A 20,285-nucleotide genomic window follows, 5' to 3' on the forward strand; every position below is an offset into this window, starting at 1 on the left:
ACGACATCTCCACCCACCCCATACGACAACGTCGGCCCTCAAGACCACAACCAGGTCTTGAGGGCCGACGTCACGCACAGGCCCCGAATTAACCAACAGCATCCGCAATGCGGTGGGAGACCCTCCGTGCCATTGGATGCCGACGGTGCGTCAGCGAGACGGGAACTCGTCCTTCTCACTGTCGGCACGGCGTCCGGGCCTGTCCTCGGCCGCACGTCCGCCGTCCTTCATGGACTGCTCCTGGATGCGCCGGGCCTCCTCGTACAGCCTGCGACGTTCCTTGGGATCGCTCGTCTGCTCGGCACGCTCGTTCAGCTCACGGACCTTGTCCTGCGTCTGCCGCGCACGACTGGCGGACTCGCCTGCAATGCTCATCTTCACTCCTGGGGAGGTGAGGGTGGGACACATCGCAGCCAACCAGCGCTCCACCGCTCGCGCACCCGGAAGCGTTACCCAGCGCAATCGCCGCAGGCAGTCAGCCTTGATGGGGTCGCGTCACTTCGAAGACAAGCATCTTGTGCAGCGCCTCTGCGTCAATGTGCTGGGTATCTGCAGCAATCCGGTACCCCACGGACCCGCGGGACGGCCCTGCTAGGTGGCTGCTCCACGGCTCGTGTCACCGAGCGGGTCAGCCGGCCGGGTCAGGCCGGGCGGTCGTCGGTGATGTGGCGGTCCTGCACCTTGGTCCGGTACAGCCACAGCAGTACCGACGCGAGCAGAACGGCGAGAGCCACTCCCAGTTCTGTGTAGCCGCCGTATCCGGTGATGGAGAAGCCGGTCGCGCCCACCACCAGCACCACGGTGAGGAACCCGGCCAGCGTCCAGGCCAGGGGCACGAAGAACCGGGGCAGCCTGATGGGACGCACGGCGTCGGGACGGTCCTTGCGCAGCAGCGCGAAGCCGGAGACCGCCAGCACATGGGTGAGGATGTATCCCAGGTTGCCCGTGACGATGATGGCCAGCGGGGTCTGAAGCACCGTCAGCACGAAGACATTGAGCACCAGGGCCACCAGCAGCGCACGGGCGGGCACCCCGCGCTTGTTCAGCACGCCCACCTGCTTGATGGTGAGCCCCGCCTTGCCCGTCTCGTACAGCACCCGGGAACCGTCCGCGAGACCGGTGATCATGATGAGCAGCAGCGAGGCGATGAGGAAGACCACCATGAGGTCGGAGGCGCCGCCCACCAGGTCGTGGAAGGCTCCGATGAAGAAGGTGGTGGGCTCCTCGCCGATGGCCTTCTCGCCGACGTACCCCGACAGGGTCAGTGGCAGCAGGATGAACACGCCGAGGGAGAACAACACACCGGCGCGCAGGGCCCGGGAGGTGTCGCGCACCGTGTCCTTGTACTCGGGGGCGAAGGTCGCGCACACCTCCACACCGAACGACGTCCACGCCATGACGTACAGCCACACCAGCGCCTCGCGCAGCCCCGCAGCGCCGTGCAGATTCCAGTGCAGGCCCTGCGCGCTCCAGTCACCGGAGAACAGCGGCAGGACGATGAATACGGCGAGCGGAACGAGCAGCGCACCGCCGGTGACGTAGACGACCCACATGGCGACATGCAGGCCGATCATCGCCGCGCCGAACAACAGCAGCATCACGAGCAGGCCCACGGCTATGGGAAAGTCCACCTTCACCGGCCCGAACTCCACGCTCCAGTCCTGGCCGGGGAACCACTGGGCCCGGACGAACGAGCCGATGAGTCCGGAGTAGACGGCGAGGGCCGTCGTCCAGGGGAACCAGTAGCCGATGCTCGCGATCGGACCCACCACGGGCGCCCGCTTCTTCCAGCCCTCGGTTGCGTAGTGCGCGATCCCTCCGGAGGAGTCGGGGAACATCGCGGCCATCTCGGTGTAGATCCAGTTGGTCACGGTGGCCAGCACCATCGAGGCCGCCCACAGGGCGATCGCACCCCAGGCGCCGAGTCCGCCGATGGAGGCGCCGAGCGAGGCGATGAGCGCCGCCGGCATGGTCAGCGACATTGCGAATCCGTCGAACCAGCTCATCTTCTTCGGCAGTGCCGGGGCGGACGCACCCGCCGATCCCGACGAATCCGAAGGGTCCGGCGAGGGCGGGGCTGGGATCTGTGGCTGGGATGACATGGCGTTCCCCTCAGGGTGGGCGCAGACAGGAGAGTCGATGAGGCCTGGTTATAGATAAGGCGAAAACGCCTGTCAATACTCACGAACAAGCAATGATCGACTTTCACTTTTGCTCATTTCGCAGTCTTGACAGTCCTTGATTGCTCGGCAAGTCTCCAGTCATCGCACCGGACCCGGGCCGGCGCGGCCCAGAGCCGACGCGCCCTTTCTCGGTCAGGACAGGACAGAGAGGCCAACGCATGACCACCCCGACCGCCGACCGGCACCAGCTCTTCATCAACGGCACGTACACCGAAGGCACCTCCGGGACCACCCACGAGGTCATCAGCCCCGCGACGGGCGAACTCGTGGGCACCTTCCCACTGCCCGCGGCCGCCGACGTCGACGCCGCGGTGCGTGCCGCCAACGAGGCCCAGCCGGCCTGGGCCTCGACCAATGTGTGGACCCGTGCCGAGCTCTGCCACCGTATCGGCACGGAACTCGGCAAGCGCGTGGACGAACTCGCCCGCCTCCAGTCCCTGGAGCAGGGCAAGCCGCTCGCCGAGTCCGTCGCCGACATCGAGGAGGCGGCCAAGCTCTTCCACCTGCACGCCGAGGACGCCGTACGACTGCACGGCGAGACGCTGCCCTCCACCGACAACACCAAGCGGATGTTCACTTTCCAGCGTCCGGTGGGCACTTGGGGCATCATCACGCCGTGGAACTTCCCGCTGCTGATGCTCGCGGAGTTCGTCGCCCCCGGTCTCGCGACCGGCAACGCCCATGTCGTCAAGCCGCCGGTCAACACTCCGCTCACCGTCCTCAAGGCGATGGAGGCGTTCGTTGCCGCCGGACTGCCCGACGGCCTCGTCAACATCGTGCCTGGAGAGGGCGACACCGGCGATGCGCTGGTACGCCACGAGGGCATCCACGCGATCGGGTTCATCGGCTCCACCGCGACCGGCGCGAAGATCCAGTCCGCCGCCGGACTCAAGCGTTCCATCATGGAGTGCTCGGGCAACGGGCCGCTCGTCGTCCTCGCCGACGCCGATGTCGAGGCCGCCGCCAAGGCCGCTGTCGACGGTGCCTATCCGTGCGCCGGACAGGTCTGCTGCGCCACCGAACGCGTCATCGTGCACGCGGACATCCACGACGAGTTCGTCGAGGCCGTACTCCGCGAGGCCCAGCGCATCACCCTCGGCGACCCGTTCGACCCCAAAACGGTTCTCGGCCCCCTCAACAACGAGGGCGTCGCGGCCAAGATGGACCGCCACATGGCCGACGCCCGCGAGCGCGGCGCACGCATCCTGCTCGGCGGCAAGCGCGCTTCAGGGCACCCCACCGACCTCTACTACGAGTTCACCGTGGTGGACGGGGTGCCCGAGGACAGCCTGCTGTCCCGCGAGGAGTCCTTCGGCCCGGTCGTCCCAATCATCACCGGGCAGGACGAGGACGACCTTCTGCGCATCGCCAACGACGACAAACTGGGCCTCCAGGGTGCCGTCTTCACCCGCAGCATGACCTCCGCCTTCCGCTTCATCGAGGAAATGGCCGTCGGCCAGGTCGTCGTGAACGAGAGCAACAACTGGTGGGACATCAACATGCCTTTCGGCGGCGCCGGCAGCCGCTCCACCGGCTGGGGCCGCATCGGCGGCAAGTGGACGCTCATGGACATGACGGACACCCGTACCGGCGTCATCAGTCTCTGACCGTCCCGCTCACCCGACCGTCCGCCGGCCGGGGCCCCGACCAGCGTCGGGGCTCCGGCCCGCACTGCCCCACCAAGCCGGCAACGAGGTACCCGCCACATGACCACCGCAGCCCCGCGCCCCACCGACCACCGCAGCCGACTGCGTGACACGAAGGCCGCCCCCTACTGGCTGGACCGGCCCGAGCACCCCGCACCGCTGCCCCGGCTGACCGCCGACACCACCTGCGATCTCGCCGTCGTCGGCGGCGGTTACACCGGGCTGTGGACCGCCCTGCTCGCCAAGCGCGCCCACCCCGAACGGGATGTCCTCGTCCTCGAACAGAACACCTGCGGCCACGCGGCCAGCGGCCGGAACGGCGGATTCTGCTCCCCCAGCATCACCCACGGACTCGCCAACGGCGCCGACCGGTGGCCCACCGAGGCCCGGCTGCTGCACCGCCTGGGCATGGACAACTTCGATGCCTTCCAGAGGGATCTGGACACCCACAGCATCGACTGCGGATTCGTACGCAGCGGCAAGGTCACCGTCTCCGCCACGCCATGGCAGGCGAAAGGGCTGGCGGGCGCCCACGCGCTCGCCCACCAGTACGGCGAACAGACCCGGCTGCTGGACCGCGACGAACTGCGGGGCTACGTCGACTCCCCCATGTGGACCGCCGGCCTCTGGTCCCCCGACTACGCGCTCCTCGACCCTGCCCGGCTCGTCTGGGGCCTGCGCGCCGCCTGCCTCGACCTCGGGGTCCGCATCGCCGAGCACACCGAGGTCACCGCCCTGACCACCCGTCACACCGGGCGGGTCCGCCTCGCCACCCCCTATGCCGCGGTCGGCGCCCGGCAGGTCGCCCTCGCCACCAATATCTACCGGCCCCTGCTCAAGCGCCTCTCGCTCAGCATGATTCCGGTCTACGACTACGCGTTGACCACCGAACCCCTGAATACTGAGCAGCTCGCCGCCATCGGCTGGAGCGGCGAGCACGGAATCACCGACGCGGGCAACCAGTTCCACTACCTCCGCAAGACCGACGACAACCGCATCCTGTTCGGCGGCTACGACGCCATCTACCCCTACGGCAGCCGGGTCGACGAGCGCCTCACCCAGCGCCCCGCGACCTTCGACGCCCTCGCCGCCCAGTTCGCCGAAGCCTTCCCCGCCCTCGCCGACGTCCGCTTCTCGCACTCGTGGGGCGGGGTCATCGACTCCACCACCCGCTTCTGCATGTTCGCCGGTACCGCCGCGCACGGCCGGATCTCCTACGCCCTCGGCTTCACCGGACTCGGCGTCGGCGCCACCCGCTACGGCGCCCAGGTCATGCTGGACCTGCTCTCCGGCCTGCGCACGGAACGGCTCCGGCCCGCCATGATCCGCCGCCCTCCAATGCCCTTCCCCCCGGAGCCGGTCCGGTATCTCGGCATCGAGGCCACCCGGTGGTCCATGGCCCGCGAGGACACGCACGGCCGTCGCAACCTGTGGCTGCGCACCTTGGACCGACTCGGCCTCGGCTTCGACTCCTGAGCCGGGCAGGATAGGCCCGCACGACCAAAGATCCAGGCCCGCACACCGCGGCGGACCGTACATGAGAGCCGGAGCAACAACATGAGCACGCTGGGTGGCAGCCCCCTGGACGACACCGACCGCCAGATCATCGCCGCACTCCAAGCGGACGGCCGCCGCCCGTACAGCCAGATCGCCGACGAACTGGACATCCCCGCCTCCTCCGTGCGCTACCGCGTCCAGCGCATGGAGGAGAACGGCACCCTCCAGATCGTCGGCATCGCAAACCCGCTCACCATCGGCTTCGACCGGTTCGCCATGGTCGGCATCCGGGTCAGGCCGGGCAGCGCCCAGGAGGTCTGCCGACGGCTGCGGGAGCTGCCCGAGACCTCGTACGTCATCATGACGGCAGGCACCTACGACGTGATGGCAGAGGTGATCTGCCGGGACACCAACCACTTCACCGACCTGATGAACCGCAGACTGCATCACATCGACGGAGTCGTCTCGACCGACTCGTTCTTCGTGCTGGAAGTGCACAAGCTGGCGTACGGCTGGGGTGCCGGTGAGATGGACACCTCGCTGCTCGACGCCCCGCAGCCGCCGCTCAGCGCCGGTCTCGACCAGCGCGCCTGAGCCGCGTCGCGAGCGTCGGCTCGCGAATCCCCTATGCACATGGCCGTGATGGGTGTCGTCGGTGAGGAACTGATACGTCCTCGCGCCCCCGGAGGGCCGGGTCGGCACGCCGACGTCGTTCGAGCCGGCCGCTGCCGTATCGCGCAGGAACGAGTCGCCCAACCCGCGCAAGGTGGCCGGATCGACGACCATGTGCCCGTCGATCCGCCACCGTGTCCGCCGGAATCCCGCCGTATTGCGCGTCGATCACCCGAAGCGCGGCCGCGTCCGCGGCGGCGTGCAGCGAGTCTGCCCGGTCCACGAGTGACGGCGGGGCCCCAGCGCGGCAGTGCGCCTCTTCGCCGCTGCCGCACCTGCCCCGATCGGCGGGTCGGGCACCGATCGCCCCCACTACCGGTACGGCGCGCAGTTTCACGGCGGTTCCACGTCGACAGGGTCGGGGCGCCGGGCCGTGGTCGCGGGCAAGGACGAAGGCGGCGACGGCGACGTGGATTCCGATGCGGCCGGGGACACGGATGTGGACGGCCGGTCGCTGACCGCGATGTTGCCGAGGAGACCGTGGTGTCCGCGCACAGTCCACCGGTACCGAGCAGCAGTGCGCGTCGGCCGAGCGGTTGTCGCATGCGATGCCCCGTTCCCGTTCGGCGACTGGTTCGCCCGGACTCGGAGCCGTACAGATTTCGATGGTCAGGCATGAATAGCTTCATCATCTTCCATTCACCCGGGCGCGACTGCCAGCATCGGCGCACCGCCACCCCGTGAGGGAGAATCCGATGAATCGTCCCCGTTCTCTGCGCTGCCTGGCAGCCGTCGCCGTCCTGGCCCTCGCGGCCACGGCCTGTGGACGCTCCGATCAGGGCGATGCCCCGTCCGGCAGCGCCTCGCAGAGCACCGCCGGCCGGACCGCAGCCGAACTGCTCCCTGCTCAGTACCGGCAGAAGGGTGTGCTGCGCGTGGCCACCGCGGTCGGCTATCCGCCGATGGAGATGTACGAGCCCGGGACCACCCGGCTCACCGGTGTCGACCCCGACCTGGCCAAGGCCATCGCCCAGCGGCTCAAACTGAAGCTCGAACTCACCAATGCCGCCTTCGACGGACTGATCCCGGGGCTGGAATCCGGACGGTTCGACCTGGTCATGTCATCCATGACCGACAGTGCTCAGCGGCGCCGGGCGGTCGACTTCGTCGACTACTTCCGCACCGGCGGCGTGATCATGACGAAGAAGGGCAATCCGCAGGGCATCAACTCACTGGCGGACCTGTGCGGGAAGACCGTCGTCCTCGCCAAGGGCAGCTCGAACCTCCAGATCGGCGAGGAACAGAACGCCAAGTGTCAGGAGAAGATGCGGATCTCCCAGAGCGAGGACGCACCGACCGGGCTGCTCCAGCTGGACAGCGGACGTGCAATCGCGACCATCGTCGACTATCCCGTCGCGAAGATGTTCACCAAGAAGAGCAACGCGTACGAGGTCCTGCCGGAGCAGTACGGCACCGCCCCGTGGGGCATCGCGGCCGCGAAGAGCCAGGCGGGACTGCGCGACGCCGTCCACAAGGCCCTGCAGGAACTGATCGACGACGGCGCTTACAAGAAGATCCTCGACACCTGGGGAGTCGGCGACAGCGCTGTACCCGCAGCCACCGTCAACGACGGGCAGTGAGAACGGACATGAGCCACCAGAAGATGCCCGGCGCCTCTCTCGGTGCGGCGCCGGACCCGGCCCGCACAGACGCGAGACCGCAGGAGGACGACCTGTCCCTCCAGGTGACCAAACGCCCTCGTCCCGGGCGCTGGCTGGCGGTCCTCGCCGCGGCGCTGTTCGCGGTGTGGCTCGCCTACACCGTCATCGTCAATCCCAACCTGCACTGGGACGTCGTCGCCGAATACCAGTTCGACGGCGTGATCCTCAAAGGCCTCGGGGTGACCATTCAGCTCACCCTCGTCTCGATGGCTCTCGGCATCGCCATCGGGATCGTCGTCGCGGTGATGCAGCTTTCCGACAGTCCCGTACTGCGTCTCACCGCCGGTGCCTACACCTGGTTCTTCCGGGGCACCCCACTGCTGGTCCAGCTCATCTTCTGGTTCAACCTGGCCCTGCTGTTCCCGGTGATCAGCATCGGTATCCCCTTCGACGGCCCCAAACTCATCAGCTGGCAGTCCAACCAGGTCATCACCGGATTCGTGGCGGCACTGCTCGGCCTGTCCATCAACGAGGGCGCTTACATGGCCGAGATCGTTCGGGCCGGTATTCAGAGCGTGGACCCCGGCCAGCGCGAGGCAGGCGCGTCCATCGGCATGTCGAACCGTCAGATCCTGTCCCGCATCATCCTTCCGCAGGCGATGCGGGTCATCATCCCGCCGTTCGGCAACCAGTTCATATCCATGCTCAAGACGACTTCGCTGGTCTCAGTCATCGCCGGCGCCGATCTGATGACCGTCTCCCAGCACCTCTACCTCGCCAACTTCGAGGTGGTCGCGCTGCTCCTGGTGGCTTCACTCTGGTACCTGGTGCTCACCACGATCGCCACCATCGGCCAGCACGCCGTCGAACGCCGCTACAGCCCCGGCGCCGCTCCCGGGCTGCGGAGCAGGGTCCTGACCAATCTCGTACCCCGGCGCGCCAAGAAGGGGGCAGCGGCATGAATGACGTGATCCTCAGGGCCCGCGGGGTCCGTAAACGATTCGGTGACACCGAGGTGCTCAAGGGCATCGATCTCGAAGTCGGCAGCGGTGAGGTGCTCTGTGTCATCGGCCCCTCCGGGTCCGGGAAGTCTACGCTGCTGCGCTGCTTCAACCACCTTGAGCAGATCGACGCGGGGCGGGTGTGGATGAACGGTGAACTGATCGGCTACGAGCAGCACGGCCCGTCCGGTCGCGTGCTGCGGGAACGGCGCGCCCGCGACATCCGACGCCAGCGCGAGCGGATCGGCATGGTGTTTCAGCGGTTCCATCTGTTCCCGCACCGCACGGCGGTGCAGAACGTGATGGAGGGACCGGTCGCCGTCAGGGGCCGGTCCCGAGCGCAGGCCGAGAAGCAGGCCCGGCAACTGCTGGCCGACGTCGGTCTCGCGGACCGGGCGGACCACTACCCGGGGCAGCTGTCCGGCGGGCAGCAGCAGCGCGTGGCGATCGCCCGCGCACTGGCCATGGAGCCCACGCTCATGCTCTTCGACGAGCCCACCTCCGCCCTCGATCCCGAACTCGTCGGCGAGGTCCTGGGCGTCATGCGCGACCTGGCCCGCAGCGGTATGACGATGGTCGTGGTCACGCATGAGATGGGCTTCGCCCGCGAGGTCGCCGACCGTGTCCTGTTCATGGATCAGGGCGCCGTCGTCGAGGCGGGGAGTCCGGAGCTTCTGTTCACCGACCCGCGGCACGACCGCACGCGGGCCTTCCTGTCGACGGTGCTGTGATGGGCCGCCCCCTCGATCTGTTGCTGCGTGGCGGCACGCTCGTCGACGGAACCGGCACACCCGCCAGAGAGGCGGACATCGCGGTGGTGGACGGGCGGATCGCCGTGCTCCCCGCCGGTACCCCGGCAGCGGCGGCCGAGACCCTCGATGTGACGGGCCAGGTCGTCACACCCGGTTTCATCGATGTGCACACACACTCCGATGCCCTCGCGGCACCCCACGGCAACGCCGGCGCCACGGAGCCGACGGACGATCTCCGCCTTGCGCCGCTGCTCCAGGGCGTCACCACGGAGATCTGCGGCAACTGTGGGACCAGTCTGTTCCCCTCGCTCCCGGAACGGCTGCCGGTACTCGCCGAACATCTCAGGGTGACGTTCGGACTCGGCCCGGTCCGGCCCGCGGTGGACTTCGACACATTCGCCGCCGGACAGGACCCCGCCCTGCGTCGCACCCATATCGCCTCGCTCGTCGGCCATGGCACGCTGCGCGCGGGAGTGATGGGCTTCGACGCCCGCCCGCCCGGGCCCGACGAACTGGACACCATGTGCGCGCTGCTGGACCGGGCGCTGACCCAGGGAGCGGCCGGCCTGTCCACCGGGCTGATCTACCCGCCCGGCACCTACGCCGACACCGAGGAGATCGTCGCGCTGGCCAGGGTCGCCGCCCGCCATGGCAAGCCCTACGTCACTCATCTGCGCGACGAGATGTCACAGGTGGAGTCGGCCCTGGAAGAGGCCCTGGACATCGCGGTCCGCTCCGGTGCCCCGTTGCAGATCTCCCACCACAAGACCGCGGGCCGGCACGCCTGGGGCGCCACGCTGCGCACCCTGCCCCGGCTGGAACAGGCCCGAGCCGAAGGCGTGGACGTGCTGTGCGACGTCTATCCGTACACTGCGGGAAGCACCGTCCTGCACGCCATGCTGCCCCCGTGGACGAGCGAGGGCGGTGTCGGCGCTCTGCTGGAACGGCTGCGCCGGCCGGAAACGCGCGACCGGGTCAGGGCGGACATCGCTCAGGGCGTCAAGGGGTGGGAGAACACCGTGGGAAACGGCGGCTGGGATCTCATCACGGTGGCCGCCGCGCAGGCGCACCCCGAGGCCGAGGGTCGCAGCATCGCCGACCTCGCCACCGAGCGCGGCGTCCACCCGGTCGACCACGCGTGCGACCTGTTGCTTGCCGAGCAGGGCGAAGTGACCATCATCAGCCACTCCATGCGTGAGGACGACGTACGGCGGGTGCTCGTCAGCCCGTTGTCGATGATCGGCTCGGACGGCGTCCCCAAACCCGGTCGGCCGCATCCTCGTTGGGCGGGGAGTTTCGCCCGCGTACTCGGCCATTACGGCCGCGACGAGCAGCTGCTCCCGCTGGAGAGCGCGGTGCACAAGATGACCGGACTGCCGGCGCGACGGTTCGGACTCACCGACCGCGGTGTGGTCCGCGACGGCGCCCTCGGCGACCTGGTCGTGCTCGACCCGGCGTCGGTGCGCGACACCGCCACCTTCGACCGTCCCCTGCTGGCACCGGAAGGCATCGATACCGTCGTGGTGGCGGGACGGGTCGCAGTAAGAGGCGGCTGCCCGACCGCGGTGCGGGCGGGAGAAGTGGTGAGGATCCGATGAGTCTGGCCCAAGTGGCCGCGGCGGCGCGGCGCTCGGCCGCGCTGCCGCTCACCCTGGCTGTCGCCGCCGTCGACATCGACGGCGGCGAGACGGTGGGGGTCGACGAGCGCACCGTTCTGCCGGTCGCGTCCGCCTCGAAACTGCTGCTGCTCGCCGAGGTCGCACGCCGGCTGGACGCCGGGGAGCTGCGCGCCGACCGAACCGTGGACGTCCTCGACGAGGACATGGCGGACGGTACCGGTCTGCTGCGCCGGATGAGCAGGCGCGGCTGGACCGTCGAGGACCTGGCCTGGCTGACCGCTTCGGTGAGCGACAACACTGCCACCAACGCGCTGCTGCGCCTGGTGGGGCGCGAGTCCACGGCCCGGCTGGCGGCGGATCTCGGGCTCGACCGCCTCACGCTGCACGACAAGGTCCGTGACGTCCGGGGCCCGGACGTGCCCCCCGTCTTCGCCACCGGCACCGCACAGGACCTGGCGCGACTGGTGACCCATGCGGTACGCGGCACGATGAGCTCCCCGGCGGCCTCCGCCGGACTGCTGCACTGGATGCGCTCCAACACCGACCACGGCCTGGTCCCCGCCTTGGTGGATCACGACCCTTACGCCCCGGGCTTCCCGGACCCGCTGCCCGACGGGCTTCTGGTCGCCAACAAGACCGGCACCGACACCGGGGTGCGCGCCGACGCCGGTGTCATCGTCGGGCGGCGCCGACTGGCCTATGCGGTGGTGGCGCACTGGGACACGGTGCTGGGCCCCAGCACCGAGCGGGCCGCGGTGCATGCCATACGGGACGTCGGCCGGACTCTCGCTGCCTGTGCCCGACGCGGGCCTGCCGAGTGAGGTGCGGGCCTGTATGGTCACGATGGGCACATCCCGCCCGCCGGCACAGGGGGTGCGGCCCCGCCCGTCGGGAGCAGGCGGCAGCACGGTCCGCCGGTCAGGACCACTGCATCTCCAGCAGTGACCGGGTCTCCTCTGCGGCCGAGCGCAGCTCCGCGAGGAAGATCCGCAGCAGCGGGTTGCGGTTGGTGGGCCGGGTGGCGACCCCGATGCGCCGGTGCAGTTGGGGGTGGTCCAGTCGGCAGACGTGCACGCCCGCGGTGTCGCCGAGCCCGAGAGCCGGGACGAGCGCGATACCCATGCCCGCGCGCGCCAGGTTGATCGTGACCTGGTAATGATCGCTACGACAGCGGACCCGGGGCCGGAACCCCTCGGCCGCACACGCGCGCTCAAGAACCGGTTCGCCCGTGTGGCCGCCGTGCGTGCCGATCCAGCTCTCCCCCTCCAGGGCGGCGAGCCGGACCGCGCTGCACCGCCCGAGGCGATGCCGCAGGGGGAGGACCACCAGTTGCGGCTCGTCGAAGAACATCTCCACGCCCACGTTCGCCTGTCGGCACCAGGGGTCCATCGGATGCTCGAAGACGACCGCGGCATCCAGTCGGCCCGCCTCCAGGTCGGGCACCAGCTCGTGGGGCTGCCCCAGGATCAGCTCCAGTTCGACCTGGGGCCGCTTCGCCGCGAACGCCGACAGCGCCCGGGGCAGCAGCTCAAGGCCAGAGGAGGCGAAGAAGCCCAGCCGCAGGAGACCTGCCTCGCCTTCGGAGTGCGACCGCAGGTCGTCCTGCGCGACGGCCATCAGGTCGGCGACGGCCTGCGCGTGCTCGGCCAGTCGCACACCGGCTGCCGTCAGCCGCAGGCTCTGCGGCTGACGTTCCACCAACGCCACCCCGAGCTCCTGCTCCAGCCGGGCGAGTTGGTGCGAGATCGCGGACGGGCTCAGATGCAGCACCCGGGCCGCGGCCACGATGGTGCCGGTGCGGGCTATTTCCAGCAGGACGAGCAGGCGGGCACTGTTCAGCATCGGGTCAGATTAGGCCGTGCCGACGCACTGCGCCGCCACGGCACCGGACCTCACCGTCGCCGCAGGCGCCAGGAGCCCGGCGTCCTCGTCCACGTCCAGCCGCAGCAGGTCCTCCTCGGTCTCGCGGCGCACCACCGTGCGGGCACGCCCGTCCGCCACGAAGACGACAGCGGGGCGCGGCAACTTGTTGTAGTTGGAGGCCATGGCGTATCCGTAGGCGCCGGTGACCGGCGTGGCCAGAAGATCTCCCACACCCACATCGGCGGGCAGGGCGGCGGTGTCGACGATCACGTCGCCGCTCTCGCAGTGCTTGCCGACCAGCCGTGCCCGCAACGGTCGAGGCGCGTGCGGGCAACGCGGCAGGAACGCCTCGTACCGGCTGCCGTACAGGGCGGGGCGCAAATTGTCGCTCATACCGCCGTCGACACTGACGTAGGTCCGCACACCCGCGATGCGCTTGATCGTGCCCACCCGGTAGAGGGTCAGCCCCGCGCGTGCGGCGATGGACCGGCCGGGCTCCACGGTCACCTCGTCGCCCCAGCCCGCGTCACGCACCGAGGTGCGCACCCGGGCCGCCCAGTCAGCGAACGACGGTGGGGTCTGCCCCGCCTCGTAGGCGACGCCCAGGCCGCCGCCGACGGTGAGCCGGCGCACCCGTGACTCCGCGGCGAACCGTGCGACGGCCGCGGCGCCCGCCGCGAGTTCCGCCGTGTCCAGGACCTGGGAACCCACATGTGCGTGGACGCCCTCCAGGATCATCGCCGCGGAGCCGAAGGCTCGCCGCACGGCGGCCGCGGCGGCTCCGCCGGCGAGGCCGAAGCCGAACTTCGAGTCGTTGCCACCGGTCCGGATGGCCTCGTGAGCGCCGGCGGCGACACCGGGCGCCACGCGCAACTGCACTCGGGCCGGCGGCAGGTGTTCCTCGGCCCACAGGCGCTCGATCCGGTCCATCTCGTCGAAGCTGTCGACCACCACGTGTCGCACCCCGGCGGACATGGCCGTGCGCAGCTCCGCCTCGTCCTTGTTGTTCCCGTGCAGCACGATCCGCCCGGCCGGCACACCCGCGTGCAGCGCGACCCGTAGCTCGCCGCCGGAGGCGACATCGAGCAACAGCCCCTCTTCATGGGCCAGTCGAGCCATGGCCGTGCACAGGAACGCCTTGGAGGCGTAGGCGACATTGTCCCGGCCGAAGGCGGCGACCGCCTCCCGGCAGCGTCGGCGCAGATGCTCCTCGTCGTACACGAAGAGGGGTGTTCCGAAGCGCTGTGCCAGGTCGGCGAGCAGGATCCCTCCGACGGCCAGCCCTTCTGGACGGACCTCGGACGTGCAGGGCAGCAGACCCGTTTCGATGGCTGACGTCATGCGTTCCTCCCCGGAAGCCGGCTCTCAGCCATCCTGCGGCCTGCACGGGGGTCACAAAAGCGCATTCTTCTATGGCTGAGCCTCATGGAATTCGATGCTCGTGCCGCTCGGGCGGTCCCGGAGGGGTTGGCAACTGCTTGCCGGTGAGCGGCACACAAGGACGGTTTAACTCGATCGTGTGATGGCCGGCTCGTGGGCTCGTGGTGGTCTGGGCTGGTCGGGCTAATGTGATCAGCGCGATCTGGGACGCCGGGTGCGGTGCCGGCGTGCGGGGCCCCTGCTCCACCAGCGAGATGGTTCAGGGCCTCCCCGTCGCCTCTGGCCGCGTCCATATGGCCAGGTCGTGAGGGACTCCGCCCTTCCGGCTCGGACCACGGACAGGATCCGTGTCGCCGCCCGGTTGCGAAAGCGGACGACCAGTGCGCCCAAGACCGTTCGGGGCGTGCCAGCGCGCAGGACTCACTCCTGCTCACTGCTCAGGAACGGTGTCGGGGTCACCCACGAGCGGCTTCCCTGATCAGCATGGGGGCCGGGATGCCGGTACCGGCGTCCCGGCGCGAGCCGTTATCCGCCGAGCCCCGCAGCCACGCCTCCTTCTCCTTCTGCCGCTCCCTCGCCCCGTGCGAGATAACGGATGACTCGGGCCGGATTTCCCACCGCGAGCACGCCGGGCGGCAGGTCCTTGGTGACGACGGATCCCGCACCGACAACAGTGTCCGCCCCGATGGTCACGCCGGGACACACGATCACGCCTCCGCCGAGCCAGACGTTGTCCCCGATCGTCACGGGGTCCGCCTTTTCCCAGCCTGCTCTGCGGCGCTCGGTGTCCAGTTCATGGCTGGGGGTCAGCAGTTGCACGTTGGGGCCGATCTGCACATCGGCGCCGATCGTGATGGGCGCGGCATCGAGGAAGACCGCTCCGAAGTTGATGAACGTGCGCGGTCCGATGGTGATGAACGAACCGTAGTCGCAGTGAAACGGCGCCCGGATGGCGACCCCCTCACCCACCGAGCCGAGCAGCTCCTCAAGGATCTTCCGCCGTGCGGCGGGAGTTGCCCGCGCCGCGGCGTTGAACGCCTCGCAGAGTTCGATACGCCGCTCGGTGTCCGCCCTCAGTTCCGGGTCGTCCGCGATGTACCAGTCGCCGGCCAGCATCCGCTGCTTGTTCTCCGCCATGACCCTCCCCGTATGTTCCTCGTCCGTCTCCGTCATCCGCGTCTGCTCACTCGTTCAACGGTCTTCGCCCGAGCTTCGTTCCTCGCCTCCCCTGCACAGGGCCTCGCGCCTTCGCAGGCCAAGCCGGGCGAGCAGTCCGGCTACTTGGACAGGACCGGAATCGCGCTCAGGAGGAGGGACGGGGACAGAGACAGGGCCGGGGACCGAGCAGTCCGGATCGGGTCGCCGGTCGTCCCCCGGATGAGGTGCCGGACGGGCCTCGCGCGCGCTGTCCAGCTCCAGGACGAGATTGACCCGGCGCCAGAGGATCTCGTCCGGGTCGTCGGCGCGCATCAGGTGCGTCATGGTGTCGCGAGCGGCGACGGATCCGGGTGGCCCGAAGACCGGGCCGGGCCGGACCTTCCTGAGGTACGCACGCTCGTACGGATCGTCGACCACTTCTGCCAGCTGTACCGGATCCAGCGCGCAGGCAAGCACCGCAGCCCGCGCCCAGGGATCGTCCGTGCGGCTCAGCAGGCGCTCGATCCGGTGCGAGCGCCAGTTGCGCGTCCGCCAGTCGGTTCCTGCGCCCAGACATGTCCGCATCCAGGCTGGGCTGTTCCCGGTCAGCAGCTGCGGCGCCCCGGCCGCGAACCCGAGGAGCTCCTGGGCGAGATAGAGCCAGACAATCGCCCGGTACCGGTTGAGGTAGAACGCGACAGGCGTGATGCATCCGGCCCTGGCCAGCCTGGTAAAGCGGACCGGACTGATGCCGAGGAGCCGCGCGCCCTCCGCTGTCCCCACCGTCCGCACCCGTTCTCGCAGTGCGTCCGGGAACCCGTCCCCCGACCGCAGCCGGTCGATCTCCTCCCGGCTCACCCTGGGCCTGCCACCAGCCTCCTCCGCCGTGATCCGCACGATGCCCAGGTGCACGGCGAGCTCGAACTCCCCGCGCTTCAGGTTCAGCTCCTGCGCCGCCCTCCCTGCGGCCACCGTCGCACCGACTTCTGTCCGGTCGACCTCTGTCGGGTCAGATTTCGACGCATCGACCTTCGTCAGGTCGTTGTCCGTCAGGTCGATGTCCGTCGGGGCGTTCTGCGAACGCCGAGATCCTGCGCGCGGTGCCGCGGCACGCGTCGCATCCGTCATGGCCATGGCCGTCCTCCCCCGTATAGCTGCGGTGACTCTCTGTGATCACCGTAACCGAGGAGAGAACCTTTCGTCCGGCCTGTGGACAACTTCCACAGCCGGGCGAAAGGTGCGGTCGAGAGGGGACCCGAACCGTCAGAGCCGGTCGACTTCTCCGCCGGCGCTCTGACGCGCGGTGACCCCCAGGTGTTCTCCGACTCTGTTCACGAGCAGCGTCATCTCGTAGGCGACCTGACCGACGTCGGCCTCGGCCGCGGTCAGCACGGAGAGGCAGCTGCCGTCTCCGGCGGCTGTCACGAAGAGAAGCGCCTCGTCGAACTCCACCATCGTCTGCCTGGCTCTTCCTGCCCGGAAGTGCCGTCCCGAGCCTCGCGCGAGGCTGTGCAGCCCCGACGAGACCGCGGCGAGATGCTCCGCGTCCTCACGTGCCAGGCCCGTGCTCGCCCCCGTCACCAGGCCGTCGTTCGACAACACCAGCGCGTGCCGTATGTGCTCGACCCGGCCGGTGAGATCGTCGAGGAGCCAGTCGAGTTCCCTGTCCAGCGCCATTTCCCCGCTCCTCCCCGCTCATACGTTCCCCGTGCCCCACTTTTACGCGTAAGCCTTGCGCACAGCGCACGTTGGGGCAACCGCCTCTCCGTTTCGTGCTCGTCGTCCGGACACGGGTCAGCCGACCGAGTCGAGGAGCCGGGCTGTGTGCATGCGGCCCGCGTACTCCACCATGCGGATGAGAACTTCCTTGCCGGAGTCGCGGTCGCGTGCATCGCAAAGCACGACGGGTGTGCCCAGGTCCAGGTCGAGCGCACGGGACACCTCACGCTCGTCGTAGGCGCGGGCGCCCGCGAAACAGTTGACGGCGACGACGAAGGGGATCCGGCGGTGTTCGAAGTAGTCGACGGCTGGGAAGCAGTCCTCCAGCCGCCGGGTGTCCGCGAGGACAACCGCTCCGAGTGCCCCCTGGGAGAGCTCGTCCCAGAGGAACCAGAAGCGGTCCTGTCCCGGTGTGCCGAACAGATAGAGCGAGAGACCGGACCGGATGGTGATACGTCCGAAGTCCATGGCAACGGTGGTGGTGGTCTTGTGATCGACTCCGCCGGTGTCATCGACCGACTGTCCGGCCTCGCTGAGGAGTTCCTCCGTCCGCAGGGGCCGGATCTCGCTCACCGCACCGACCAGAGTCGTCTTGCCGACCCCGAACCCGCCGGCGACCAATATCTTCAATGCGAGCGCGTCGGTGTCCACGGCCTCTTGGGCCGTTCCCTCGACGGTCTCCCCGCCCGTTCTGCCAGCGTGCTCGGAAGGCATCGATCACTTCTCTCACCCGTGAGCCTCAAGACGTAAAAACGCAGTTCAGAGCCGTCTTGACGGGCTCGGTTCGGTATCTGTGGGCAGCGGTACGGTGGACAGCATGGCAAGCAGCCGTCCGTCCCGAGCAACGTGATCGGTTTTTGACCTTAGTGGCCGAACAGAGATCGTTCGATGTCTGCACGAGATCACTATCCGAGCCGAATTCGAACCTGGTTCGAGCCGGAACCGATCCAGGGGGTCGGGGCCTCGATCCTGGGGCCGACCACGGCTGCCGCCTACACTGTCGCTTCGGGGCGGTGAATACGGTGCGGGGTGGACAGGAGAGCAAGAGTGTCGACAGGCGCCGGCGGCAACTTCGTGGATCCGCCCGCGGAGGTGCTGGCGGAGGCAGCCGCCGCCTTCGGTCTGCTGGCGACGCCTGCGCGCCTGCACATCGTATGGGCGCTGGCCCAGGGCGAGAGCGATGTGACCGGGCTGGCGGAGCGGGTGGGCGGGACGCTGCCCTCGGTCAGCCAGCATCTGACAAAGCTGAAACTCGCTGGTCTCGTACGCTCGCGGCGCGAGGGCCGCCGCCAGGTGTATCTGGTCGACGATCCTGATGTGGTGACGGTGGTACGGCTGATGGTCGGCCAACTCGCTGCACGGGCCGGGCACGCTCCTGCGCGGCCGGTACGCCTCCGTGAGCTCGGTGCCTGAGAGCAGCGCCGCCGCAGGGACCGGCCACGGCGATCTCGACGGCTCTCTCCCATCCGTCGCCGTACCGACAGCGGGCACGGCGGTCGGCCGGATCGCCTCCACCGACGCGACAGCGCTAGGGCCGGACGGGGCCGCGCTGACGTCGTTGCAGGTGCTGCGCGGACCGCGCGGACTTCTGGAGACGCAGGCGGAGGAACGGCTCGGGCGGCTCGGCGACAACACCCTTCCGGCCTGGCGTCCGGTCTCCTGGCCGCAGCGCTTCGTCCGCAGCCTGCGGGACCCGTTCACCTCGGTTCTGCTCTGTCTGGGTCTGGTCTCCGCCGCGGTCAGCGCGTGGGGCACCGCATCGGTGACCCTGGTGCTCGTGGTGGTCAGCTGTCTGCTGCGCGTCCCGGAAGGCTCGCCGCCCACACCCTCGTCACCAAGGGAGCGGTGGAGGCGGTGCTCGAACGGTGCGCGCTGGACGACAGCGAGCGTGACCGGCTGGGCGCCCTGGCCGCACGCGAGGCGGCGAACAGTCTGCGGCTGCTCGCCGTGGCCCTGACCGAGCGAACCGCCGGACTCGGCACGTACACACCGGCCGACCAGCGGGGGCTGACCTTCCTCGGCTTCGTGACCCTGCGGGACGCTCTCGCGCCGACCGCCGCCGAAGCGCTGGATGTACTGAAGCACCGCGGTGTCGCTGTGAAGGTCCTCACCGGCGACCATCCGGGGACTGCCTCCCGTGCCTGCCGCGATCTGGGCCTCGACCCGGGCGAGGTGGTGTCCGCGGAGCGGATCGACGTGCTGTCCGAGGCCGAACTCGCGGCGCTCTCCGGCCGGGTCACGCGTGGCGCAGCTCGCGTTCGCCTTCGACCGTCCCGCGGCCGATGTGCTGCGGCGGCCCACGGTGCTGCGCCCGCGCGACTTCCTGCGCTTCATCACCGGATTCGGTCTGCTGAACGCGACCGCCGACCTGGCCACATTCGCGGTCCTCGCCCTTGCCCTGCACGGATCTGCGACGTCCGGTGGCCAGGCGGCGTTCCACTTCGGGTGGTTCACCGAGAATCTGCTCACGCAGGCTCTGGTGATGCTGCTCCTCCGTACCGGCCGGCGTACCGCCGAAGGCAACGGGTGCGACCCGCTGCCAGTCGCCACGGCCGGTCTTGCGCTGGTCGGCGTCCTGCTGCCGCCCACTCCGCTCGGGCCGCTGCTGGGGATCAGCCCGCTGCCGCCGCTCTATTACCTGTTGCTCACCACGGTGCTCGCGCTGTACGCTTTTGGGCTGAGGACGGCCCGTAACCGCTACCAGCGTGCCTGGAGATACTGATGCCCCTGCCGCACGTCCGCGTACGCCGCGCCACTCCCGACGATGTTCCCGCCCTGGTGCGGATGCGCGCCCTGATGCTCTCGGACATGGGGATGGAGACCGGTGACGCCGATGCTCCGTGGCGGGCGGCCTCGGCGCAGTGGTTCGCCGAGCGGCTGCGGCTTCCCGGCGAGTTCGCCGCGTTCCTGGTCGATGATCCGGAGCTCGGTGTCGTGGCGAGTGCGGTCGGCGCGTGCAATGGGCACGCACCCAGCCCGGCCAATCCCAGCGGTCTGCACGGGCGCATCTCCAATGTGGCCACCGATCCGCGGCGTCGGCGCCGCGGGCATGCGGGGGCCTGCCTCGATGCGCTGCTGGCCTGGTTCCGGGAGGAGACGCCCGTCACGGTGGTCGATCTCAGCGCGACTGCGGACGGCGCGGGTCTGTACGAGTCGTTCGGCTTCGCACCGCCGCGTCACCCCGCCCTGCAGCTCCGGACGGGAGCCTGATCGCG

18 protein-coding genes and 2 pseudogenes are annotated in these 20,285 nt (G+C 69.4%); 12 read left to right on the forward strand and 8 right to left on the reverse strand.

Annotated elements, in window-relative coordinates:
* Positions 1-150: 150 nt before the first annotated feature.
* Together ACGFSA_RS28685 and ACGFSA_RS28690 are read right to left on the reverse strand one after the other, a co-directional pair.
* Entirely contained in the window at positions 151-375 is a 225-nt protein-coding gene (locus tag ACGFSA_RS28685) for a DUF6381 family protein (protein ID WP_393308963.1), read from the reverse strand.
* Between the two features lie 266 nt (positions 376-641).
* Entirely contained in the window at positions 642-2,102 is a 1,461-nt protein-coding gene (locus ACGFSA_RS28690; protein WP_393308964.1) for an APC family permease, read from the reverse strand.
* A gap of 239 nt (positions 2,103-2,341) precedes the next feature.
* Here ACGFSA_RS28690 and ACGFSA_RS28695 point away from each other — a divergent pair, with 239 nt between their 5' ends.
* From ACGFSA_RS28695 to ACGFSA_RS28730, 8 genes are all read left to right on the forward strand, one after another.
* Positions 2,342-3,790, forward strand: a complete 1,449-nt coding sequence (locus ACGFSA_RS28695; RefSeq protein WP_393308965.1) for an aldehyde dehydrogenase family protein — start codon at positions 2,342-2,344, stop codon at positions 3,788-3,790.
* Between the two features lie 99 nt (positions 3,791-3,889).
* Positions 3,890-5,305 carry an NAD(P)/FAD-dependent oxidoreductase gene (locus tag ACGFSA_RS28700; RefSeq protein ID WP_393308966.1) on the forward strand — a complete coding sequence of 472 codons (1,416 nt, stop codon included), beginning with the start codon at positions 3,890-3,892 and terminating at the stop codon, positions 5,303-5,305.
* An 81-nt stretch (positions 5,306-5,386) separates the two neighbouring features.
* Positions 5,387-5,920 carry an Lrp/AsnC family transcriptional regulator gene (locus tag ACGFSA_RS28705; RefSeq protein ID WP_393308967.1) on the forward strand — a complete coding sequence of 178 codons (534 nt, stop codon included), beginning with the start codon at positions 5,387-5,389 and terminating at the stop codon, positions 5,918-5,920.
* A 773-nt stretch (positions 5,921-6,693) separates the two neighbouring features.
* Complete coding sequence (locus tag ACGFSA_RS28710; protein WP_393308968.1) at positions 6,694-7,578, forward strand: ABC transporter substrate-binding protein; 885 nt, start codon at positions 6,694-6,696, stop codon at positions 7,576-7,578.
* Between the two features lie 8 nt (positions 7,579-7,586).
* Positions 7,587-8,561 carry an amino acid ABC transporter permease gene (locus tag ACGFSA_RS28715; protein WP_393308969.1) on the forward strand — a complete coding sequence of 325 codons (975 nt, stop codon included), beginning with the start codon at positions 7,587-7,589 and terminating at the stop codon, positions 8,559-8,561.
* Positions 8,558-9,331: an amino acid ABC transporter ATP-binding protein gene (locus tag ACGFSA_RS28720; protein ID WP_393308970.1), complete on the forward strand. Its 774-nt coding sequence runs from the start codon at positions 8,558-8,560 to the stop codon at positions 9,329-9,331. The genes ACGFSA_RS28715 and ACGFSA_RS28720 overlap by 4 nt, the downstream gene beginning before the upstream one ends.
* The gene (locus tag ACGFSA_RS28725; protein ID WP_393308971.1) at positions 9,331-10,950 is read left to right on the forward strand and encodes an amidohydrolase family protein; all 1,620 of its coding nucleotides are present in this window, start codon (positions 9,331-9,333) and stop codon (positions 10,948-10,950) included. Before ACGFSA_RS28720 ends, ACGFSA_RS28725 begins: the two co-directional genes overlap by 1 nt.
* Positions 10,947-11,792 carry a serine hydrolase gene (locus ACGFSA_RS28730; protein WP_393308972.1) on the forward strand — a complete coding sequence of 282 codons (846 nt, stop codon included), beginning with the start codon at positions 10,947-10,949 and terminating at the stop codon, positions 11,790-11,792. The genes ACGFSA_RS28725 and ACGFSA_RS28730 overlap by 4 nt, the downstream gene beginning before the upstream one ends.
* Positions 11,793-11,889: 97 nt before the next feature.
* Here the strand turns inward: ACGFSA_RS28730 and ACGFSA_RS28735 are convergent, their stop codons facing one another.
* The 6 genes from ACGFSA_RS28735 to ACGFSA_RS28760 form a co-directional block, all read right to left on the reverse strand.
* Entirely contained in the window at positions 11,890-12,813 is a 924-nt protein-coding gene (locus ACGFSA_RS28735) for a LysR family transcriptional regulator (RefSeq protein WP_393308973.1), read from the reverse strand.
* A gap of 9 nt (positions 12,814-12,822) precedes the next feature.
* Complete coding sequence (lysA, locus tag ACGFSA_RS28740) at positions 12,823-14,175, reverse strand: diaminopimelate decarboxylase (protein ID WP_393308974.1); 1,353 nt, start codon at positions 14,173-14,175, stop codon at positions 12,823-12,825.
* 564 nt (positions 14,176-14,739) lie between these two features.
* A complete protein-coding gene (locus ACGFSA_RS28745) occupies positions 14,740-15,351 on the reverse strand; it encodes a sugar O-acetyltransferase (RefSeq protein ID WP_393308975.1) in 612 nt (203 codons plus the stop codon).
* A gap of 54 nt (positions 15,352-15,405) precedes the next feature.
* The gene (locus ACGFSA_RS28750; protein WP_393308976.1) at positions 15,406-16,485 is read right to left on the reverse strand and encodes a DUF6397 family protein; all 1,080 of its coding nucleotides are present in this window, start codon (positions 16,483-16,485) and stop codon (positions 15,406-15,408) included.
* Positions 16,486-16,614: 129 nt separating this feature from the next.
* Positions 16,615-17,028 (reverse strand): roadblock/LC7 domain-containing protein, encoded by a 414-nt coding sequence (locus tag ACGFSA_RS28755; protein WP_393308977.1) that lies wholly within the window; start codon positions 17,026-17,028, stop codon positions 16,615-16,617.
* 117 nt (positions 17,029-17,145) lie between these two features.
* The gene (locus tag ACGFSA_RS28760; protein WP_393308978.1) at positions 17,146-17,784 is read right to left on the reverse strand and encodes an ATP/GTP-binding protein; all 639 of its coding nucleotides are present in this window, start codon (positions 17,782-17,784) and stop codon (positions 17,146-17,148) included.
* A 333-nt stretch (positions 17,785-18,117) separates the two neighbouring features.
* Between ACGFSA_RS28760 and ACGFSA_RS28765 the strand changes: the two genes are divergently transcribed.
* The 4 genes and pseudogenes from ACGFSA_RS28765 (at position 18,118) to ACGFSA_RS28780 (ending at position 20,280) form a co-directional block, all read left to right on the forward strand.
* Positions 18,118-18,483, forward strand: coding sequence for an ArsR/SmtB family transcription factor (locus ACGFSA_RS28765; protein ID WP_393308979.1), 366 nt, complete (start codon positions 18,118-18,120; stop codon positions 18,481-18,483).
* Positions 18,484-18,634: 151 nt separating this feature from the next.
* A pseudogene (locus ACGFSA_RS28770) lies at positions 18,635-18,790 on the forward strand (cation-transporting P-type ATPase); the annotation flags it as partial.
* A gap of 44 nt (positions 18,791-18,834) precedes the next feature.
* A pseudogene (locus ACGFSA_RS28775) lies at positions 18,835-19,792 on the forward strand (cation transporting ATPase C-terminal domain-containing protein); the annotation flags it as partial.
* The gene (locus ACGFSA_RS28780) at positions 19,792-20,280 is read left to right on the forward strand and encodes a GNAT family N-acetyltransferase (protein ID WP_393308980.1); all 489 of its coding nucleotides are present in this window, start codon (positions 19,792-19,794) and stop codon (positions 20,278-20,280) included. The pseudogene ACGFSA_RS28775 and the gene ACGFSA_RS28780, both read left to right, overlap by 1 nt.
* Positions 20,281-20,285: the final 5 nt, after the last annotated feature.

This window comes from Streptomyces sp. NPDC048496, assembly GCF_043200055.1.
Taxonomy (GTDB): domain Bacteria; phylum Actinomycetota; class Actinomycetes; order Streptomycetales; family Streptomycetaceae; genus Streptomyces.

Coding starts and splice junctions, on each gene's coding strand:
- ACGFSA_RS28720 (WP_393308970.1), top strand. CDS start 8,558: ATGAATGACGTGATCCTCAGGGCCCGCGGGGTCCGTAAACGATTCGGT.
- ACGFSA_RS28730 (WP_393308972.1), top strand. CDS start 10,947: ATGAGTCTGGCCCAAGTGGCCGCGGCGGCGCGGCGCTCGGCCGCGCTG.
- ACGFSA_RS28750 (WP_393308976.1), bottom strand. CDS start 16,485: ATGGCCATGACGGATGCGACGCGTGCCGCGGCACCGCGCGCAGGATCT.
- ACGFSA_RS28705 (WP_393308967.1), top strand. CDS start 5,387: ATGAGCACGCTGGGTGGCAGCCCCCTGGACGACACCGACCGCCAGATC.
- ACGFSA_RS28700 (WP_393308966.1), top strand. CDS start 3,890: ATGACCACCGCAGCCCCGCGCCCCACCGACCACCGCAGCCGACTGCGT.
- ACGFSA_RS28745 (WP_393308975.1), bottom strand. CDS start 15,351: ATGGCGGAGAACAAGCAGCGGATGCTGGCCGGCGACTGGTACATCGCG.
- ACGFSA_RS28715 (WP_393308969.1), top strand. CDS start 7,587: ATGAGCCACCAGAAGATGCCCGGCGCCTCTCTCGGTGCGGCGCCGGAC.
- ACGFSA_RS28695 (WP_393308965.1), top strand. CDS start 2,342: ATGACCACCCCGACCGCCGACCGGCACCAGCTCTTCATCAACGGCACG.
- ACGFSA_RS28780 (WP_393308980.1), top strand. CDS start 19,792: ATGCCCCTGCCGCACGTCCGCGTACGCCGCGCCACTCCCGACGATGTT.
- ACGFSA_RS28710 (WP_393308968.1), top strand. CDS start 6,694: ATGAATCGTCCCCGTTCTCTGCGCTGCCTGGCAGCCGTCGCCGTCCTG.
- ACGFSA_RS28755 (WP_393308977.1), bottom strand. CDS start 17,028: ATGGCGCTGGACAGGGAACTCGACTGGCTCCTCGACGATCTCACCGGC.
- ACGFSA_RS28725 (WP_393308971.1), top strand. CDS start 9,331: ATGGGCCGCCCCCTCGATCTGTTGCTGCGTGGCGGCACGCTCGTCGAC.
- ACGFSA_RS28690 (WP_393308964.1), bottom strand. CDS start 2,102: ATGTCATCCCAGCCACAGATCCCAGCCCCGCCCTCGCCGGACCCTTCG.
- lysA (WP_393308974.1), bottom strand. CDS start 14,175: ATGACGTCAGCCATCGAAACGGGTCTGCTGCCCTGCACGTCCGAGGTC.
- ACGFSA_RS28735 (WP_393308973.1), bottom strand. CDS start 12,813: ATGCTGAACAGTGCCCGCCTGCTCGTCCTGCTGGAAATAGCCCGCACC.
- ACGFSA_RS28760 (WP_393308978.1), bottom strand. CDS start 17,784: ATGCCTTCCGAGCACGCTGGCAGAACGGGCGGGGAGACCGTCGAGGGA.
- ACGFSA_RS28685 (WP_393308963.1), bottom strand. CDS start 375: ATGAGCATTGCAGGCGAGTCCGCCAGTCGTGCGCGGCAGACGCAGGAC.